Origin of the sequence: Paenibacillus sp. FSL L8-0340 (assembly GCF_038593145.1) — a bacterium.
Taxonomy (GTDB): Bacteria; Bacillota; Bacilli; order Paenibacillales; family Paenibacillaceae; genus Paenibacillus_AQ.
Genome location: NZ_CP151967.1, coordinates 2,223,705 through 2,242,132, shown reverse-complemented (window position 1 = coordinate 2,242,132; position 18,428 = coordinate 2,223,705). Strand labels below are relative to the sequence as shown.

Here is an 18,428-nt window from a genome sequence, read left to right as displayed (position 1 = left end):
TCTTAGTTATACTTAAGATTGCGTTTACCCGATTCCAATCGCTGTCATCTGCATGGAATTTCCAGTATAGGTTACTTGTTTCATGGCTGTTTTGTTTGATCCGCTGGAATTACATGTACATGCATAGCAAGGGCATGCACTGCAAGCTGCGTACGCCTCCAGAGTTTCATAATTTGCATTTGTTCTTTTTACAAGTTGTTTCATATGCCTGTTCCTCCTTTCGCATCAGATTTATCTAAATATCAATATTTGATATTTAAATCACTTGAAGGGTCAAGCTATTCAACGAATTGATGCTGTTGTGTGATGAGCCGGTACCTCTCATTTGTGTTAGACAACTCCTCATGAAGTCCAAAACCGGTCACCTGCCCTTGCTCTAAAAAGATCACCTTGTCCACGTGCTGTAGAATGTCTGGCCTGTGGGTGACTATAATTACTGTATTGTTCTGGAGTGCTGTATCTAATAGATGGTTTATGGCTTGTTCGGAGTGAAGATCAAGGCTGGAGGTCGCTTCATCAAAAATCACCAAGGGTCTGTTTTTCACTAATGCTCTGGCTATGGCGATTTTTTGTTTTTGCCCTCCGGAAAGTCTGTTGCCGTTGGGGCCTACGACATAATCGTCAAACAGGTTTGTATTCGTCTCTGCTAATTGGGTAACCTCAATAGCTTGTCTATACTGCTGATTCCCGATTTCACTGTACAGTTTTATGTTATTTTCGATTGTTGTGTCAAATAGATACACCTCTTGACTTACAGTCGAAATCAATTCCCGATATTCATTCAAATTAATATCCCTAATATCCATTCCATCCAATAGTATTTGTCCTGCAAGCGGTTCGTAAAATCTTAATATTAAACTTAGGATTGTCGACTTACCCGACCCATTCATTCCTACAATCGCCACCTTCTCATGGCTGCCAATCGTGAAGTTCACATCCGACAAGACCCGTTCAGCATTATAGGAAAAACTCACATTTTTAAACTGAATGCTACCAAACGGGTTGACCAGCTTCACATTGACGTTGCCAGCCTCTAAATCACAGGTTTCTATTTCTTCCTGCAGCAACAAATAATACCTTTGAGCAGAAGGAATTATTCCCGATATCAGGTAGCCGATATTTAACATCGATGAGATAGGAGTGGTCACATACGCGCTATAGGTAATGAAAGCAAATATGCTTCCTACCGAAAGCTTTGATTCAAATACCATTGTTGATCCGGAAGCATATATAAGAAGAACCAGTCCACCGATTAGAAATCTCTCCACAGTAATACGCCAGTTATCCAACAAGCTAATGCCCATCTGGGAGGTTATTACCTGATTCTGCTTGTCCGCAAATTCTTTTTCTTTGAAAAAGAATAAATTAAAAAGCCGTGTTTCCTTCACGCCGTTCAAGCTGTCCTCAAACCAATGCGAATATTCACCATCCTTCGTGATGTAATGTTCTGTAAGTGACTTTCTTTTTTTAGCAAACGATTTCAAAATCAAATATTCAACAGGTATTAAAATAAGCACAAGAATTGTAAGTTCCCAGCTTATGACAAAAAGTCCAATTAGTCCTCCCGCCAAACTAAAGCACTGACTCACAATAAAAAGCATGCTGCCATCCGTAATTTGCGAGATATTCGATATATCTGAGCTAACACGATTTAATAGTTCACTGCAATTTTTATCGGTGAAAAATTTCACTTTCACTTTCATGAGCCGGTTAAAAGCATCTTTATGCAAGGTGTAGATGATGTGTGAAGATATTCTTATCCTTTGTTTTTCTTTGAGTAAATCTAAAAAGCTGCTGAACGTGGACAACAAAAAGATGAATATTGCCGTTATGATGATGGTTTTGACGTCTGATTTCATAAAACCGTCGTCAATAATGATTTTGTTGAACATCGGCAAGACCGAACTAACTAAAGTTGAAAATATTAATAACAGAAGAATAATGCATAAATTCTTTTTATGCGGTTTGAATAATCTGATAAGTTTTTTAAGGGTATCCTTATCATTCATAACATGTATCCTCTTCTACTATTCAGCTTGGGTTTGACATTGATAGCGCTATCAATATATCATATAAATGAATATTTGGGGTATTTTGGTAGCTAATGGCTGGAAAACGAGGCTGAATGACGTTTCATGTCAGGTTCTGATCTTAAAAAAATCACAAATATAAAAGCGGGAGGAATGGCTTTGTTCCACATGGCTGTATGCGATGACGAGAAAAAGGAACTCATTCTACTAAAGGAATATCTCCCAAGATTTACGAAAAGAACAGCTTACTCCTTTGAGACTCAATATTTTTGTAGTGGCGAGGAATTGCTTCACTCTTACCATGAACAGATGAGTTATCCTTTTCATATTCTCTTATTGGATGTTGAGCTGAAAGGATTAAATGGAATCGAGGTTGCCAAAAAAATCAGGGCGCTTCCGGATCGAGATGTCCAAATCATATTCTTGACCAACTATCCGCAGTATGTAATGGACAGCTTTGATGTGCAAGCCTTCCATTATCTGATTAAACCTGTGGCCTATGAGTTATTCGAGGCAAAGATGAGCAAGCTGTGCAACTATATCGTTTCTTCTGTAAACCGGTTCTTATTGATTAAAACTGAAGATGGACATGTGGTTATCAAAAAGTCCGACATTATTGCGATTGTTAAAATCAAACATTCCTTGGCCAAAAACCGGCTAAAGATCATTACCTCGACGCAGCATTACATCATTTCAGGTACACTTTCTGAATATATAGGCAAGCTAAACCGCCCGTTTATGCTTATTCATCGTTCCGTTATTGTTAATCTGGAACATGTCCACAAGTTCACCGCTACTTCTGTATTCATGCACAATCAAGAGCAGTTTCCTATTGGACGCACTCTGGCAAAAGAGGTTAAAGAAGCCTACGCCTATTATATGATTGCGCAATTCAAAGAAAGATGATGACCTTATATTATTTTATTGTCATCCTGTTGCTGCTTATTCTGATCATGTGGGAAACCCTTCTCCTATTCGGTAAATTCAACAGAAACACCAAACTGATTGAAGAGAATTTACTATTGCAGAAACAGCTGGATTACCAGCACAGCAGCTATGAACAAACCGTACATTCCATTACTAACATCAAACAAGTTATCCATGATACGAACAAGCAATTGGTATATGTCCGGACTTGCATTCAAAACAATGAAATTCAGGAATCCATTCATCACATCAATCAAATGCTCGGTCAAATTCATCAACCTGCTCCAAAGCTATCAACAGGCAATTTGGCCATTGATGCTTTAATTGACAACGCACTAAATATTGCCTGTGAACACTGCATTGCCATGAACAATGATATTCGGATACACACCGGAGCTATTGAAATTGAACGGCTTGACTTGTGCACCGTGATCGGGAACGTGCTGGACAATGCTCTGGAAGCCGCTGCAAGGGTTCCTAAAAAAGAAGATAGATTTATTCATCTTCTGATATTCACGACTGATACTGCATTATTTATCCAAGTCACCAACTCGCGGAGCGAATCCAGCGCCATGGTGCGGTGTAATCGCAAAACAAATGCCGGCTTCCACGGATTCGGCTTAACGAATATTCAAAGAGTGGCTAAAAAATATGGAGGTAATCTTGTTACCAAGGCTCAAAACTATGAATTTGAAACTATCATTGTACTGCCTTTTTCTAATGGAGGCATAGTGAGAAGTCCCGGCTTTCCTTGCAAGCACAAGTAGCCGCTCCCCAAGAATCGCGTTCAAGGGGACCGGCCCTGGCTGCAGGCTTTACGAACTTTACGAAGTAATCTCAAACAATCTCGCTGTTTTTCCTGGTGGGAGGGCCACTGTCAATACTCCTGCTGATTTATCCCAATTCCAGGCCAAGTTATGCTGCTGCGGATAGGCACAGGCGATGGCTGGTTCAAGCCCCCTCAGCTCTTCTATCGGCAATTGGACATTATCGGCTTCTCCGGCAATCCGCCATACCGCCACGTACCTGCGTTCCCCGCGCCGCAGCCCGAGGCTAACCCATTCGCCCCCGCTATCCGGCAGGCCGAGCGGCCAGAAAGGCGTGGCATGCGGGATATCGCTGCGGATGGTTTTGTAATAATCCAGAGCTTCCTTCACCAGTTTTCTGCGGCGGGGCTCAAGCTCCGCCAAATGTCCGCTCTGGTGCACACGCAGCAGCAGCGCATTGACCATATTGAAGATGACTTCCTCATCATCGCCTTCGCGCAGCGGATACGACCAGACCGCGGACTGCTCCGGTGTCAGTGCCGCCGGTGAGCCTGCGGCTATGGCCGCGTACTGTACATAATCCTCCTGGTCGCTGGTCGACTGGATGCTGTGCCGGCTGAGCATCGCATAATCCATACGCATGCCGCCGCTGGAACAGTTCTCGATCACAAGATTTGGATAACGCACAAAGATGCTGTCCAGCCAAGCCAGATAGGCACGGTTATGCTGCAGCAGCCCGTCGCCGAAGCTGTCCGCAGCTGTCTCTGTTCCAATGCCTGCATTGATGTTGTAATCCATCTTAATGTATCCTACGCCGTACTGCTCAACCAGACGGGCAATAACACCGTTTGCATGTTCAATCACTTTCGGGCTGCGGTAATCGAGCTGGTAGCGGCTGCGGTCCTTAACCCGTTTGCCATGCCGCATGAAAAACCAGCTGTCATCGGTCTCCGCCAGCTTCGGACTGTTGATGCCCATAACCTCCAGCTCCAGCCATAGTCCGGGAATCATTCCTTTGCTGCGGATATAGTCCAGCACATATTTAATCCCTTCCGGGAACCGCTCACTGGAAGGCTCCCACTGTCCTACGCCATCCCACCACTCTCCAGGCGCATACCATCCGGCATCGATGCAGAAATATTCACAGCCGACATCGGCAGCGGCGTCGATTAAGGGCAGCAGCTTCTCCGTCGTCGGGCTTCCCCACAGGCAGTTCATATAGTCATTAAAAATAATCCGCAGCAGCTCATTATCCTCATTGGGTCTGCGGATCATCCGGCGGTACGCCGTAAGCTGTTCCGCTGCACCCTGGAATCCTCCCTGTACAGCACCCACAGCTACAGGCACCGAGGTGAACTCCTCACCCGGGGCCAGCTTCAGCCACCAGTGGTTGTCATGCTCTGTAGGCCCGCTGGCCAGCAGTGTAAGCTGATCATACTGATCCGTCAGCTCCCAATGCCAGGAGCCGTTATGCTCAATCTGCCAGAACAGGCTTGTCCCGCTCTCCTTGTTGTGCAGCACAGCCATGGGAAGCAATTCTGCCGCCGACCAGGAGCCTGTATTGCTTGCGGCAATCCGTTTCGAGCCGCGGTCGGCCAGATGGGACATCCCCAGCTCAGGCAGCCGGTAGGTCCGCCACTGCAGCTCACTCTGCCACCCGCTATGCGCGAGGGTTACCTCGATTTTGTCGTTGCGGTCTCCGCTTCCCTCCTTGTCGACACCTGTAAGAGCAAATGACGAGATGTATTCCACAGCCGCCTCGGCTTCCCCGGCATTCTTCAGCACTGTCCAGCTGCGTACAATCTGTACGCCCTTATAGAACTGAAAATGCTGTACTGCCTGAATTCCGGTGAGATGATCGGTCAGGGTCAGCTCCAGCTTGCGTCCCAGCGCATTCCCCGTGTCGCTGTGCCCGGCATATACCATCCGGAGCCCCGGATAGGAGGCCCGGTGTGTGCGCCCGTGATATTCGGCGCGGTCTTCACCCGACAATTGCAGCTCCAGCAGCCGGAAGCCCGGTTTATTCTTGTCGGCGATAGCCCCGGCTTCCAAAGGTGACGCTCCGAAGTGCAGCAGCCGGACATCCTGCTCCGCTGTAATTTCAATCGTAAGATAAAGTCCATTTTCGGCGATTTCAATGATCTTGCTGTCCATATTTAATTTAGCCTCCTGCCATATGTTGGTGTCTTATATGATTATAATTTGTTTCACCGGAAATCCAAACATTCACCGCAGTTACGGCATTCACCGCCTCCCGCCAACAATAAAGGGACGGCCCCCCGGTAAATGAATCTTACCTTCGAGACCGTCCCACATCGAAATGTTTTATTGAGCCGATCCAAATTGGATCCAGGCTTTCTGAATTTCGTTGATCGCTTGATCCTTAGTTTTGCTGCCGCCGATGTAAGCCTGCATCAATTCACCGAATTTCTGGTGGAAGGTATCCAGGGAGTAGTTGACCGACAGGTCGCCGGATTTCTCCGTCTTCAGGATTTCTTCCATTTCCTTAGGCATTTGCAGGTCTGGCATTGGGGCATCCTTGATTGGCGGGATTACCTTAGCCACGCTGGAGAACCAGTTTTTCCCGTATTCGGAAGTATACAGCCAGTTGAAGAACTCAATAGTTTCTTTAACTACAGCAGAATCCTTGTTGATACGCAGCGCCTGGTCAGCACCAGTAATAATCTGGGACTGTTCCGCTTTGTCGCTGACAGGGTAGCCGGCGATGCCAAGGTCAAAATCTGGTGTGATTTTCTTAATGGCTTCTTCATCCCATGCGCCCTTACCGTTCATAAATGCAGTTTTGCCAAGAGCGAAGTCGCTGACTTGAGCATTGCTGTCGCGCTCCAGCGGCTTGTCCGTACCGTGCTTAACTGTAGTGTCAATGTAATTAAAGAAGTTATTGTACAGCACCGGATGATCCTTGATGGTCGTCTTGCCGGCGATGAAATCTGCTACAAGCGTTTTGGCATCCGTACCGGCATCAATTGCAGCCGCATCCACAAAGTGTTGGAAGATATGCTTCCATACCCACCACTCTTTGTAGGCATTGGCGAACGGTGTAATCCCTTTTGCCTCCAGCTTGGTGATCGCATCATCCAGCTGGGCGGTTGTCTTTGGAATTTCTGTAATGCCGGCATCAGACAGCAGCTTTTTGTTGTACATCAGTACGAACAGGTTGCCTTTCACCGGAAGTCCCAGCACCTTACCGTCGGTAGAGCTCATATTGGAGCGGACCGCATCGGTCATCGCTGCCGCAAGCGGCTCATTCGTAAGATCGGCACTGTATTCAGCAAAGGTATCAATATCTCCACCAGCTGTCGTCTGGAACACGTCCGGAGTGCTGCCGGCAGCAATTTTCGATTTAAGTACCGTATTGTAGTCAGCCTGCATAATTTCCAGGTTAATGGTTACGTTTGGTTTAACCTTTTTGTATTCTGCAATGTAGGCATTGAACGCATCGGTGTACTCCGGTGATGCGGTAAACATATTAATCGTTACGGGCTTGGAGGAATCCGTTGTGGCAGCATTATCCGTCCCGTTTGTACCAGCCGTATTATTAGTAGCGGCATTATTGTTGTTCCCGCCGCAACCGGCCAGCAGACCGCCGACGAGCAGCAGACTTGCAGATAGTCCCATAAATCGTTTTAACATGATGTTGCCCCCTTTTTCTTATGCATCTTGTGTGGTCTTGTTGCTATTCTAAATAAAAAGAAAAAGGATAAGAATGTACATAAGTGAACTTATGAGGGTAAAAAAGTGGGCTAATGTAACCGTTTCACTTTTCTACCCCGGGCAGAAGGAGCCTGAATTCAGAAGGTGAACAGTCGTAATAATTGCGGAACGCCTTGCTGAAATAGTTTTTGTCCTTATAGCCCAGCATCTCGGAGATATCCTGGATTTTGAGGGCAGGATCAGACAGCAGGTCCTTGGCCTTGTCCATTCTTACCTTTTGTACATACTCATGAATGCCGTAACTGTATTGGGCCTTGAACAGCTTCATCAAGTATTCTCTGCTCAGGAAATATTTATCCGTGAACAACGATATTTTAATATTCTCGAAATAGTGGTTATCAATGTATGCTTTAATATTTTCCAGCACATTGCCGCGGTTACCGGCAAGGGATCTGCCGATTTCACCGGCATAGACATCCAGAATATGATTAAGCACGCCTTCAAACTGCTCAAAGGAGGCGAAGTCACCGGCGATCCCCAGCCCGCGCAATCCCTTGTCTTTGCCGCCTCGCAGCCGTTCAGGACCTGCATTCAGTTCCTTGGCGATATCGTTCAGCAGAATAATGAACTCCTGAATCGTCCGGTCAGCTGCCCCGAGGCTGAAATGCCCGTAGGTCTGCCATTGTCCGGTGAATTCGCCGAGAATGCTTTTGGCATGATTCACATTTCCGCTCTCCAGAATATTGCGGATAAGCGGCATCCGGGCAGTCAGCGAAGGGCTGTCCTTAACTGGAGGTTTGGCACCTGCACCGGCAGCAACAATGCCGCTCTTTAGATTCAGCAGATCAATGGCGTCCAGCGACGCTTTGGCGGCGTCATACGACTGTGCGATATCCATACAATCACTATAAGGCTCTCCAATGCCTCCTGCACAAGCAATTCCGAACAGCTCCTTCAAAGTCGAAGCGGCCTTTTTCATATGATGCAGGGACAGAAAGGCCGCATCTTGCCCGTAACCGCCCTTCATGGTAAAGATAGCGATAAATTCACGTTCTGCCCGGGGGCTGACGAAGCTGAACGCTTCAAAATCCCCGCCGCTGTTCTCATTAATGACATTCGTTACGGCAAAATGCATCAGATCCCGGTCTTCATGAAATCTTCCCTTGCGGACCTGCTCCAGATTGAGCAGCCGGACAATCCCGACAGCAAAAAAATGGCCGGGTTTATCTGCACCGATCAGCGGCAAAAAGGCTTCATTGGACTGGTTCTTGAAGCTGCGCTCGATAATCGACAGATACATCTTCTCCTTCAGCTTCGGAATGGACATGTTAAGCGTGATGTTCCGGCTGATAAATTCGCTTTCTTTCTTGCGTTTCGCCTCCAGCAGGTCGACGGCCTTGCGCAGCGCGCTGTTCAGATCACTCCGGTTAACCGGCTTCAGCAAATAGTCGACAACCTTGGAACGGATGGCTTGCCGGGTATATTCGAAATCATTGTAACCACTGATGACAATCAGCAGCAGATCCGGAAATTCATGCTCGGCGATTTGTAGCAGCTGGCTGCCGTTCAGCTCCGGCATCTTCATATCGACAAGTGCGATATCAATTTTGTGCTGCCGCAGCATGGCCAGTCCAACGTTGCCGTCCGTAGCCTCCAGCACCTGATCTACCCCTAGTCCCTTCCAGTCCCCCAGAATGTTGATGGCTTCGCGCAGCGGCTCTTCATCATCTATGATGAGTACTTTATACATGTTGTCCCATTCCTCCCCGCGGTAATTGCATTTCCATTGCCGTTCCGTGCTCATTACTACTGATCGCCAGACCCGCTTCTTCTCCATATAGAAGCTTCAACCGTGTATTCAAATTTTTCAGTCCGATGCTTTCATTCCCGTCTTCGGACAAGTCTCCTCCAAATTCCTCCCACTGGATCTGCAGCGTGCTCAGCACTTCCGCAAGCCGTTCTCCGCTAATGCCAGGCCCGTCATCCAGTACAGAAATCACATTGTAGTCTGGAGTAATCCGCGCCTCAATCCTGATCGTGACTGTAGTGGATACCTTCTCCAGCGCATGCTTGATGCAGTTCTCCACCAGCGTCTGAATGGACAGCTTGGGAATACTCAGCTCCAGCAAGGTCTCGTCCCAATCGTAGACAACCTGCATCCGACCCCCGAACCGGGCCTTCTGCAGCGCCAAATAGCGTTCAATATGCCTCAGCTCTTCCCTGGCAGCAACAACATCACGGCCGCTGATGCAGTATCGCAACGTCAAAGCCAGATTATCGACCATCTCGACGATATCGTCATTGTTGTTCTTCAATGCCTTCGTAGAAATCGCCTGCAGAGCATTATATAAGAAATGCGGGTTAATCTCCGCCTCCAGCGCTTTGAGCACCGCGTTTTTCTCGACGATTTTCATTTTATACCGCTCATTGATCAGTTCATTGGTTTTTTCAACCATCTTATTGAAATGGCGCGACAGATACGCGATCTCATCGTTTCCCTCCACCTGTGCTTCGGCATCAAAGCTGCCGGTGCTGAACCGCTTCATTTGCAGCGACAGATTTTTCAGCGGATTTGTGATCCTGTTGGAGATGAAGCTGACAAGGACCACCGAGACGATCAGAAACAGCAGGCCAATGAAGTAGTTTAATTTACGTGTCGTTGTCGCCGCTTCGTAAATTTCTTTGTAGGGAATCGGCTTGATCAGCTTCCAGCCCTCTTTTTTATTAATGTCATAGATCACCAGATATTTTTGTTCATCAGCCGACCACGTAAGTCGTCCGCCTTGGGCTGGGGTCAGCTGGTCCAGCAGGCCTGCCGCTTCACTTTTGGCATAAAATTCACGGTCATCCACCACAAACGCCTCATTATCCGGGCTGACATACATCAAATGCTCTCCGCTGCTGAACGGAATATCCTTCATGATCTCATCGGTGACGCTCGAGTTGAAGTACAAGGACAATACCGCCTGCGGTTCTCTGGACGCGATCGAACGGAGCAGCCTGTGGTAGCCCATGAAACTTTTGTCTTTATTAATAGGATAGTCATCCTGTTCCGAAGTGTCCTGCACAAAGGATTGATATGAACGGTTAAACGGGCTTGCCAGCGCACGCTTATACCAGGTGAGATTCTCAATCGGGGGGTGCTGGGCGACCCGGATCGTAATATTATAGTTCTCTTTGGTGACATAATAATACTTCTGCTCTTTGATCACGTAGAGGGTTATAGCCTCCAGGTCGTTGCGTGAAAAATAGAGATTCTTCAGGTAATCCTCCACATACATCTTGGAGGCGTAATCCTCCGATTCATGCATGATGGCATAAGTAATCTCATCATAGGAGATTTGCGGCAGGGACAGCTGCTCGATCCCGTCAAGGTAACTTTCCAGATTACGGCCAACCAGCAGCAGGTTGTTGCTTGTGCTCGTTATTCTGCTGTTCACTGATTCCTTGCGCAGCATTCCATATGAAATGAACGTCAGCGAAGTAACCACCAGGATAATAATGGTCGTGAACAGCAGAATCAGCTTATTCGCCAGACGGCGTGAAATCCGCTCCAGTAAAGGCTCAAACAGCTTATGCAGAATTGATCTAATGATGTGCAGCGGCCTCCTTTGCTTGCAGGTACAATACCCGGAAATGATGGCCTCCGCGAAATGCCAGGACCCTTTTCTCCAGCTTCAGAAATTTTTCGGTGTTCTGTTCAGTTCACCTTTTTACCCCTAACTGTACTCTTAAATCCATTTTTGAGAATAGGGGTCTGCTCTATAATACACAATATAGACTAACCGGAATGGTTATGTGTGGCAAGCCAGGCACATTGCTCCCACCCTATAAATACAAGAAGAGGTGCTTCCATGTTAAAAACACTCGGCAGAAAATGGCGTGAGAAAATAGAATTCGGAATTTTCACGCTTCCTGTTCTGATCTGTATCGCTGTAGCATTCTACATTCCTTTTGCCATGACCATCCGTTATTCGATGACCAAATGGAACGGGATATCCAAACACCCCAAATTTGTCGGACTGGATAACTTCAAGCAGATCTTCACGGGAGATACCAACTTCTCCGATTCAGCGTGGTTCACCATCAAATATGCGGTGCTCTACATCATACTTGTTAACGTGCTGGCCATCCTGCTTGCCGTGCTTCTGGACATGAAGCTGAAGACGACTTCCTGGCTGAGAGCGGCTTTCTTTATCCCTTATATCCTCAGTCTTGTTATCGTCGGCTTCATCTGGAAATTCATCTTCATGCAAGGCTTCAACTCCCTCGGAGAAAGTACAGGCTGGGGCATATTCGGCCTAAGCTGGCTAGGAACGCCGGGACTGGCCTTCATCTCGATCTTAGGAGTCTCCATATGGCAATCGGTCGGCTTCTATCTCGTCATCTATATTGCCGGTCTGCAATCTGTACCTGAAGACCTGAAGGAAGCAGCCACCGTGGACGGTGCCGGACCGCTGAGAAGATTCTTCAGCATCACCCTGCCGCTGCTCGCTCCATCTATCACCATTTCAGTATTCATGGCCCTGACCAACTCGATCAAGGTGTTCGACGTTATCCTGTCGCTGACCGGCGGCGGCCCTGGCGGAACTACCTACAGTATCGCTTATGATATTTACCGGGATACCTTCCAGAACAATCTGTACGGATATGGTACGGCAAAAGCGCTCATCCTCTTCCTGGCTGTGCTTGTCGTGACAATCATCCAGCTTACGTTCTTCAAGAGAAGAGAGGTTGAGGCATAATGAAAACAAACAACAGCAAAGCGGGCAAGATCATTCTGGAAGTTGTTCTGGTCCTCCTATCTCTTTTGTTCTTGTATCCGCTGTTCCTGACCGTAATCAACTCTCTGAAAAGCTTCAGTGAGGTCATGACTGACGTTATTGCCCTGCCGAAGAAGCTGACCTTCAGCAACTACTCCTATGTGTGGGAGTTCATCAATTATCCAAGATTGTTCCTGAACAATTTCATTATTACCGGCGTCGGCCTGCTGGGAATCGTGTTCATTTCATCCATTGCGGCTTATAAGCTTGCACGGACGAAATCCAAATGGAGCGGAGTGATCTACTTCCTCTGCATTATGCCGATGCTCATTCCGTTCCAGTCGATCATGCTGACCGTACTGCAGACTGCCAAGAACCTGAACCTGTCCGAAAGCACTTGGGGACTGGGTCTGCTGTACTGGGGCTTCGGAGCTCCGCTGGCCGTATTCATCTATCACGGCTTCGTCAAAGGCATTCCGCTGGAAATCGATGAAAGCGCCACGATCGACGGGGCTTCCGGCTTCCGCCTGTTCTTCAGTGTAATCTTCCCGCTGCTGAAATCGGTAACGACGACCATCGTCATCATCGACGTCATGTGGATCTGGAATGACTTCCTGCTTCCGCTGCTTATGGTCAACGGCTCTCCGGATACGAAGACACTTACACTTGCAGCTTATACATTCGTGGGCCAATACACTTCGGACTGGCAATATGCGATGACGGCCATGGTAATGGCTGTACTGCCGTCCATCGTCGTATTCATCTTCCTGCAGAAGTATATTGTTAAAGGCGTTGTCGCCGGGGCAGTGAAGGGCTGATTTCAATACAGTGTTACACTTCATATGACAAAAAAGAGCATGTGATTAGCCATTAGGCTAGGGTCACATGCTCTTTATATTATTGAGGTCAAAGATCCTCTGTAACTGTACCATCTGCCGCTACGACAGCATTGAACGACAGCTTGTTCATTCGCTTGATGGTCTCCTGATTATAGGCGTTGCCCATAAAATTCGGCTGTCCGCCGATAATCTTAACCGGCGTAATTTTGCCGGTTACACCACTATCGCTGATTGTGAAGTTGACCAGCATCGAATGCAGGGTCTTCTCTCCGCCGCGCGTAGAACGGTTGAATACAAAATTACCGAGCGAATAGTAGATCGGCTTATGCTTGTAATATTCGATCCCCATCAGGTTGTGGCTGTGCGCACCAAGGATAATATCCGCGCCGCAGTCGATCATTTGCTTGGCCAGCGTCCGGGCGTAGTCCTCAGGATAGTCCTTGAACTCCTGGTTCCAATGGATATACACAATGGTATAATCATTGTCCTTAGCTGACTTCTTAATCGCACCCATCAGCGGCTCCGCAGTGTAGGCTGAAGCAGCTCCGGGATTGTTTTTCCCGGCATACCAGGAGGTGCCGGATAACACGCGGCTTGTGCCCAGCACAGCTATCCGTTTGCCTTTGACAGTCTTAATATACGGTTTAAAGGCTTCCTCAATATTGTTGCCTGCACCTGTATGGCCAATCTTGTGCCGGTCCAGATGCACCAACGTATCCAGCATGGCATTCTGCCCGTAATCCAGGATATGATTGTTGGCCACGGTCACGCCATCAATTCCCGCATAGCTGAGTCCACCCAATGTTTCCGGCTTGGAGCGGAAGGCAAAGGTCTTCTCGGCCGCCTTCCCTCTGACCGATACCGGTGTCTCCAGATTCGCAAACGCAAGATCAGCTTTCTGCAGGACCGGTGCCACTTTGGTGAATGGAAAATGAACCCCGTATTTTGCAATCTGCTCGCCCACAAAACCGTCCAGCAGAATATCTCCGGCAAAAGCAAGTGTGATGTTCTCCTGCGCCGCTGCCCCTTTGCTAAATACAGCAGAAGAGGGTACAAGCAGGCATAATATAACTGTAATGATTGCCAATCTTTTCAATACTCTAGCCCCTTTTTATAAGATATTGTTCTACTATACTGAAAGCAGATTCTTAAAAGAAGGGTATAAAGTCCTGCTAGATTTGCGCTTTTTTGAGCACAGCTCTGAAACAGTTCAGTCCGCCCCACAAATCTGTACGCACAGCATCCTCAGGAAGATTGAAATCTGTCTCCCCCCAATACTGGAATCCGGACTGCAGCAGCACGTCGTTCATCAGCGGCAGATTGACTGTAGGATAATCAAAGGTCAGTACCAGCAGGCCCTCTCCGTTCAGCGTTCTGTGGAACTCCTGCACCGCACGCACAGAATCCTCCAGCGACAGATGCTCCAGTACCGAGATGCAAAAAATCGTATCAAAGCTCTCATCGTCATACGGCAGCTTGGTGAGATCGGCCTGGGCCAGATGTAGATTTGTTGTCCGTCTCGCCTCCACCTGCCGTGCCGCTTCGGCTCCGATATCACCGGCAATGTTCTGGAGGATCGCTTCCCTTGACAGGATGCGGGCATCAAGATCACAGGCATAGACCTCGTCGCTGAATCCGGCGAGATAGAACTTCAGCGGATGGGAAATGCCGCAAGCGGCATCCAGCACCACATCATGGGGCGAAATAAAGTTTGTACACCACTCGTATTCATAAGGGCGGCTCCACCAGGATTCCGGCAGATCGTAAATCAGCTTCTCACGGCGTGCATCGGAATTTACAAAAAAACGGGAGACATACGGATGTGTCGGCATGGCCAGGACTCCTTTTAAGGGGATTTCGGTAGTGAGAGTATATTCAAGATTCCCCGTTTCATGCCACGCCCTCACATCAGCACGTATAAGCAACAAAATTCCCCACAAAAAGACGGTGATCCTTATTAGGAATCACCGTCTTTTTGAGCTTATGTGCAGCCTATGAGCTTAAGCTTAGACGTAATAAGAAAGCAGCTTGGGATCGATGCCATGTTTGCTGATCAGATTGTCCACCATCTTCGACCATTCCTGGTCCATCAAGCACAGCTTAGGATGACGCTCAAACCACGCTACCGAGAGCTTCACTCCTTCTGCGAACGGAACTGTAGCCTTATAATCCGGCACAAGCCGTTTGATTTTACTGTTGTCGAACACACTGCTTACCGCCTGGTCCCCGATCAGGCCATCCGCTGTGCCCGCCGGTGTATGGGCTGCGATGAAATCCGTGGAGATATGCACAACCTTCGGCTCTCTGCCTGCAGCCTCCCCAATGGCAGCATAAATCTGATTCCAGCTCAGCACTTCATCAGAAGTGATATGGACAGCCTCTCCAATGGCTTCAGCATGTCCCAGCAGGCCGACAAACCCTTTGGCAAAATCGGTATTGTGGGTCAGCGTCCAAAGTGAGGTTCCGTCCCCATGAATCACGAGGGGCTGGCCTTTGCGGATGCGCTCTACCAGTGACCAGGGATGCTGCCAGCTCGTCAAAGCTGCAGGAATCGCTGTAACGCCATAAGTATGCGACGGACGGACAATCGTAACCGGGAAGCCGTTGCTGCGATGGGCTTCCAGCAGCAGTTCCTCACAGGCGATTTTATCGCGTGAATACTGCCAGTATGGATTGACAAGCGGCGTCTCTTCCGTGATCCGGTAATGCCGCTGCGGCTTCTGGTAAGCTGATGCCGAGCTGATAAAGATATATTGCTTCGTCCTGCCGGTGAACAGTTCGATGTCGAGCTGCACCTGCTCAGGAGTGAACGCGATCCAGTCTACCACAGCATCAAATTCATACCCCTTCAGCACTTCACGGGCTTCCGCCCCCTTGCGGATATCTCCCTGGATCACCTTCGCACCTTCCGGCACGAATTCGCCCCGCTCTCCGCGATTAAACAGATACAGCTCTATCCCGCGCTGAACAGCCAGTCTGGAGACGGCCTCGCTGATTAATCCTGTCCCTCCGATAAATAGTACCTTCATCTCTGTCTGCTCCTTTCTTTAGCCCAGAATCTCTTCAATCTTGCTCACAATATCCCCGGAGAGCTCTATGCCTGAGGCCAGAACATTCTCCTCGACCTGCTCCGGACGGCTTGCACCGACCAGCGCGCTTGCCACATTAGGCTGACGCAGAATCCAGGCCAGTGCCAAATTGCCGACAGAAATGTCCAGTTCAGCCGCAACACCCTCAAGCTGACGCACTTTGACAATCTTCTCATCCGTTATCCCTTTGCGCATCCAGTCCAGCTTAGCTGCCCGGCTGTCCTCAGGAATATCAGAGACGGAGCTGTATTTACCCGTCAGCAGACCTTGGGCAAGCGGGGAAAAGACAACTTGTCCGATTCCTTTGCGCTGGCCTAGCGGAATGATTTCTTTCTCAATATAACGTTCGAACATATTATAAATAGGCTGGTTAACAACGATATGATCCAGCAGGTAACGGTCGGCGACCGCGAGTGCTTCCGCCATTTGCGCTGCCGTCCATTCACTTACACCCACATAGAGCACCTTGCCCTGACGGACCAGATCATCCAGTGTCCGCAGTGTTTCTTCAATAGGAGTTTCCGGATCATAGCGGTGGCAGTACATAATGTCCACATATTCAGCCCCAAGCCGTTTCAGACTGGCATGGCACTGCTCGGTAATATGCTTGCGGGACAATCCGCGGTCATTGGGCCCCTCCCCCATAACGCCGAAAACCTTGGTCGCCAGAACATAGGACTCGCGGGGAAATCCGCGTAAATTTTCGCCCAGCACTTTCTCCGCCGCTCCTTTTTCATATACATTGGCCGTATCAAAAAAATTAATACCCAATCCGTAAGCGGTTTCAATGGCTTTAACGGCATTCTCACGTTCCACGTAACCGCCGTAAGTCAGCCAGCTTCCCAAGCTGATTTCACTGACCTTAAGCCCTGTTCCACCCAATCTGCGATACTTCATTTCACACTGCTCCTCTCCATAGATCCGGCTCTAATGGCTCCGGTTGTTTTGTACACAACTTTTATTTTAGATCAGTTCACCTGTAAATTCCATCCTATTTGAATAAAATAGAAATCGTATGGTAAAATTTAAAGGTCTATTTTACCAATTTGCTAAGGGAGCATCCGGCAATCCCTGCCGGGTCATCCGTGAAATTATAGAAGCAGACCGGGATAAATACCGGCGGGAATAGCCGTTAGAGTCCATTTGGTGTTGAGATCTTAAGACAGCAGTCCTGGTGAGGGCTGCTTTTTTCTTTGGCTCACTGGACAATTGCAAAAACTCAGGGTATGTTATTTATAATACTTTTAATAACCAATATCGAAAGTGTCAAAGGTATGGAGGATGCACCCAATGAATCAGATCGCAAACAATTCCATTCGCGTCAAAAGGATCAATCAGGAGCTGATCAAGGAAGCCTTAAAAGCGATGAAGCAAGGCACAAAGGCTGCGGTAGCCAGCGTTACAGGATTAAGTATAGCGACCTGCGGAAACATCCTCAATGAGCTGGTCGAAACCGGCGAGGTTATTGAAACCGAGCTGGAAGCTTCCAGCGGAGGACGTCCGGCAAGGCGTTTCCTGTACAATGCCGATTTCTCCTATATTGCCTGCATCTATGCCAAAACGGAGGACGGCTCGTTATCCTTAACTTTTGCGGTAACGAATTCAACCGGTGAACTTGTGGAACAGGGTCTGCTGGAACCCGAGCTTATCGACGCGGCAAGCTTTGATCATCTGGTCGCAACGCTCACACAGAAATATAACAATATTAAGGCCGTTGGCATCGGTATTCCGGGTCTTGTTCATCAAGGTGTTATTAATATTTGTGACATCCATTCGTTAATCAATGTTCCGCTGGAATCACTGCTTAAGGAGAAGTACAACGTCGAGGTCACTGTAGAAAATGATATGAATCTCACCGCCTACGGATTCTACAACAAACAGTCCTATGATGAAGACAAAACCATCGTGGTGCTGACCTTTATCCGCGGCAGCTTTCCGGGCTCGGGGATTATAATCGACGGACATATTCACAAGGGAAATACCCGGTTTGCTGGCGAAGTTTCTTTTTTGCCCTTTGGAATTTCCCGGGAAGAGCAGTTCATCCGCTTAGGTGGAGATGATACCTTTCTCCCTTTGGCAGTGCATGCTGTAGCTTCCTTGACCGCGGTTATTAATCCGAGGACCATTGCACTTACAGGAGAGCAATTCAGACAAGAAGATGTGCAGCAGATTCTGGAAAGCTGCCTGGAGATCATCCCCGCAGAACATATGCCTCAGCTTATCCTGCTGGATGATCCTGATGATGATTACATGAACGGCCTTATTGCCATCACACTCGACAGCATGACGTACTCTTTACAGCTTATTGAGAAACGCCGGTAATTCTGGCGGCAATCTT

The 18,428-nt window shown here is 48.1% G+C and carries 15 protein-coding genes; 5 read left to right on the top strand and 10 right to left on the bottom strand.

The window, feature by feature from the left end:
- Window positions 1-24 precede the first annotated feature (24 nt).
- Together NST07_RS09790 and NST07_RS09785 are read right to left on the bottom strand one after the other, a co-directional pair.
- The gene (locus NST07_RS09790; RefSeq protein ID WP_342481444.1) at window positions 25-204 is read right to left on the bottom strand and encodes a CLI_3235 family bacteriocin precursor; all 180 of its coding nucleotides are present in this window, start codon (window positions 202-204) and stop codon (window positions 25-27) included.
- A 74-nt stretch (window positions 205-278) separates the two neighbouring features.
- Window positions 279-2,009 carry an ABC transporter ATP-binding protein gene (locus tag NST07_RS09785; RefSeq protein WP_341091401.1) on the bottom strand — a complete coding sequence of 577 codons (1,731 nt, stop codon included), beginning with the start codon at window positions 2,007-2,009 and terminating at the stop codon, window positions 279-281.
- 126 nt (window positions 2,010-2,135) lie between these two features.
- On the opposite strand from NST07_RS09785, the gene NST07_RS09780 reads away from it, so the two are divergent.
- Complete coding sequence (locus tag NST07_RS09780) at window positions 2,136-2,936, top strand: response regulator transcription factor (RefSeq protein ID WP_341091400.1); 801 nt, start codon at window positions 2,136-2,138, stop codon at window positions 2,934-2,936.
- A 29-nt stretch (window positions 2,937-2,965) separates the two neighbouring features.
- Entirely contained in the window at window positions 2,966-3,724 is a 759-nt protein-coding gene (locus NST07_RS09775) for an ATP-binding protein (RefSeq protein ID WP_342481443.1), read from the top strand.
- A 57-nt stretch (window positions 3,725-3,781) separates the two neighbouring features.
- Here the strand turns inward: NST07_RS09775 and NST07_RS09770 are convergent, their stop codons facing one another.
- The 4 genes from NST07_RS09770 to NST07_RS09755 form a co-directional block, all read right to left on the bottom strand.
- Window positions 3,782-5,878, bottom strand: a complete 2,097-nt coding sequence (locus tag NST07_RS09770; RefSeq protein WP_341091397.1) for a glycoside hydrolase family 36 protein — start codon at window positions 5,876-5,878, stop codon at window positions 3,782-3,784.
- A 171-nt stretch (window positions 5,879-6,049) separates the two neighbouring features.
- Window positions 6,050-7,378, bottom strand: coding sequence for a sugar ABC transporter substrate-binding protein (locus tag NST07_RS09765; RefSeq protein ID WP_341091396.1), 1,329 nt, complete (start codon window positions 7,376-7,378; stop codon window positions 6,050-6,052).
- Between the two features lie 124 nt (window positions 7,379-7,502).
- A complete protein-coding gene (locus NST07_RS09760) occupies window positions 7,503-9,149 on the bottom strand; it encodes a response regulator (RefSeq protein WP_342481442.1) in 1,647 nt (548 codons plus the stop codon).
- A complete protein-coding gene (locus NST07_RS09755) occupies window positions 9,142-10,890 on the bottom strand; it encodes a sensor histidine kinase (protein ID WP_341091394.1) in 1,749 nt (582 codons plus the stop codon). Before NST07_RS09755 ends, NST07_RS09760 begins: the two co-directional genes overlap by 8 nt.
- 363 nt (window positions 10,891-11,253) lie before the next feature.
- On the opposite strand from NST07_RS09755, the gene NST07_RS09750 reads away from it, so the two are divergent.
- The gene (locus NST07_RS09750) at window positions 11,254-12,144 is read left to right on the top strand and encodes a sugar ABC transporter permease (RefSeq protein WP_038588766.1); all 891 of its coding nucleotides are present in this window, start codon (window positions 11,254-11,256) and stop codon (window positions 12,142-12,144) included.
- Window positions 12,144-12,980, top strand: coding sequence for a carbohydrate ABC transporter permease (locus tag NST07_RS09745; RefSeq protein ID WP_341091392.1), 837 nt, complete (start codon window positions 12,144-12,146; stop codon window positions 12,978-12,980). Before NST07_RS09750 ends, NST07_RS09745 begins: the two co-directional genes overlap by 1 nt.
- A gap of 88 nt (window positions 12,981-13,068) precedes the next feature.
- Here NST07_RS09745 and NST07_RS09740 read toward each other — a convergent pair whose 3' ends face one another.
- From NST07_RS09740 to NST07_RS09725, 4 genes are all read right to left on the bottom strand, one after another.
- Window positions 13,069-14,097 (bottom strand): CapA family protein, encoded by a 1,029-nt coding sequence (locus tag NST07_RS09740; RefSeq protein ID WP_341091391.1) that lies wholly within the window; start codon window positions 14,095-14,097, stop codon window positions 13,069-13,071.
- A 76-nt stretch (window positions 14,098-14,173) separates the two neighbouring features.
- Complete coding sequence (locus tag NST07_RS09735) at window positions 14,174-14,833, bottom strand: class I SAM-dependent methyltransferase (RefSeq protein WP_341091390.1); 660 nt, start codon at window positions 14,831-14,833, stop codon at window positions 14,174-14,176.
- Window positions 14,834-15,007: 174 nt separating this feature from the next.
- The gene (locus NST07_RS09730) at window positions 15,008-16,030 is read right to left on the bottom strand and encodes an SDR family oxidoreductase (RefSeq protein ID WP_341091388.1); all 1,023 of its coding nucleotides are present in this window, start codon (window positions 16,028-16,030) and stop codon (window positions 15,008-15,010) included.
- 18 nt (window positions 16,031-16,048) lie between these two features.
- Window positions 16,049-16,987: an aldo/keto reductase family protein gene (locus tag NST07_RS09725; RefSeq protein ID WP_342481441.1), complete on the bottom strand. Its 939-nt coding sequence runs from the start codon at window positions 16,985-16,987 to the stop codon at window positions 16,049-16,051.
- 393 nt (window positions 16,988-17,380) lie between these two features.
- On the opposite strand from NST07_RS09725, the gene NST07_RS09720 reads away from it, so the two are divergent.
- On the top strand, window positions 17,381-18,412 hold the full coding sequence (locus tag NST07_RS09720; protein ID WP_341091386.1) for an ROK family protein: 1,032 nt from the start codon (window positions 17,381-17,383) through the stop codon (window positions 18,410-18,412).
- The last annotated feature ends 16 nt before the right edge of the window (window positions 18,413-18,428 follow it).

Bases quoted from the DNA above. Each gene is read 5' to 3' on its own strand.
- NST07_RS09790 (WP_342481444.1), bottom strand. From the start codon at position 204: ATGAAACAACTTGTAAAAAGAACAAATGCAAATTATGAAACTCTGGAG.
- NST07_RS09785 (WP_341091401.1), bottom strand. From the start codon at position 2,009: ATGAATGATAAGGATACCCTTAAAAAACTTATCAGATTATTCAAACCG.
- NST07_RS09780 (WP_341091400.1), top strand. From the start codon at position 2,136: ATGTCAGGTTCTGATCTTAAAAAAATCACAAATATAAAAGCGGGAGGA.
- NST07_RS09770 (WP_341091397.1), bottom strand. From the start codon at position 5,878: ATGGACAGCAAGATCATTGAAATCGCCGAAAATGGACTTTATCTTACG.
- NST07_RS09765 (WP_341091396.1), bottom strand. From the start codon at position 7,378: ATGTTAAAACGATTTATGGGACTATCTGCAAGTCTGCTGCTCGTCGGC.
- NST07_RS09760 (WP_342481442.1), bottom strand. From the start codon at position 9,149: ATGTATAAAGTACTCATCATAGATGATGAAGAGCCGCTGCGCGAAGCC.
- NST07_RS09750 (WP_038588766.1), top strand. From the start codon at position 11,254: ATGTTAAAAACACTCGGCAGAAAATGGCGTGAGAAAATAGAATTCGGA.
- NST07_RS09745 (WP_341091392.1), top strand. From the start codon at position 12,144: ATGAAAACAAACAACAGCAAAGCGGGCAAGATCATTCTGGAAGTTGTT.
- NST07_RS09735 (WP_341091390.1), bottom strand. From the start codon at position 14,833: ATGCCGACACATCCGTATGTCTCCCGTTTTTTTGTAAATTCCGATGCA.
- NST07_RS09730 (WP_341091388.1), bottom strand. From the start codon at position 16,030: ATGAAGGTACTATTTATCGGAGGGACAGGATTAATCAGCGAGGCCGTC.
- NST07_RS09725 (WP_342481441.1), bottom strand. From the start codon at position 16,987: ATGAAGTATCGCAGATTGGGTGGAACAGGGCTTAAGGTCAGTGAAATC.
- NST07_RS09720 (WP_341091386.1), top strand. From the start codon at position 17,381: ATGAATCAGATCGCAAACAATTCCATTCGCGTCAAAAGGATCAATCAG.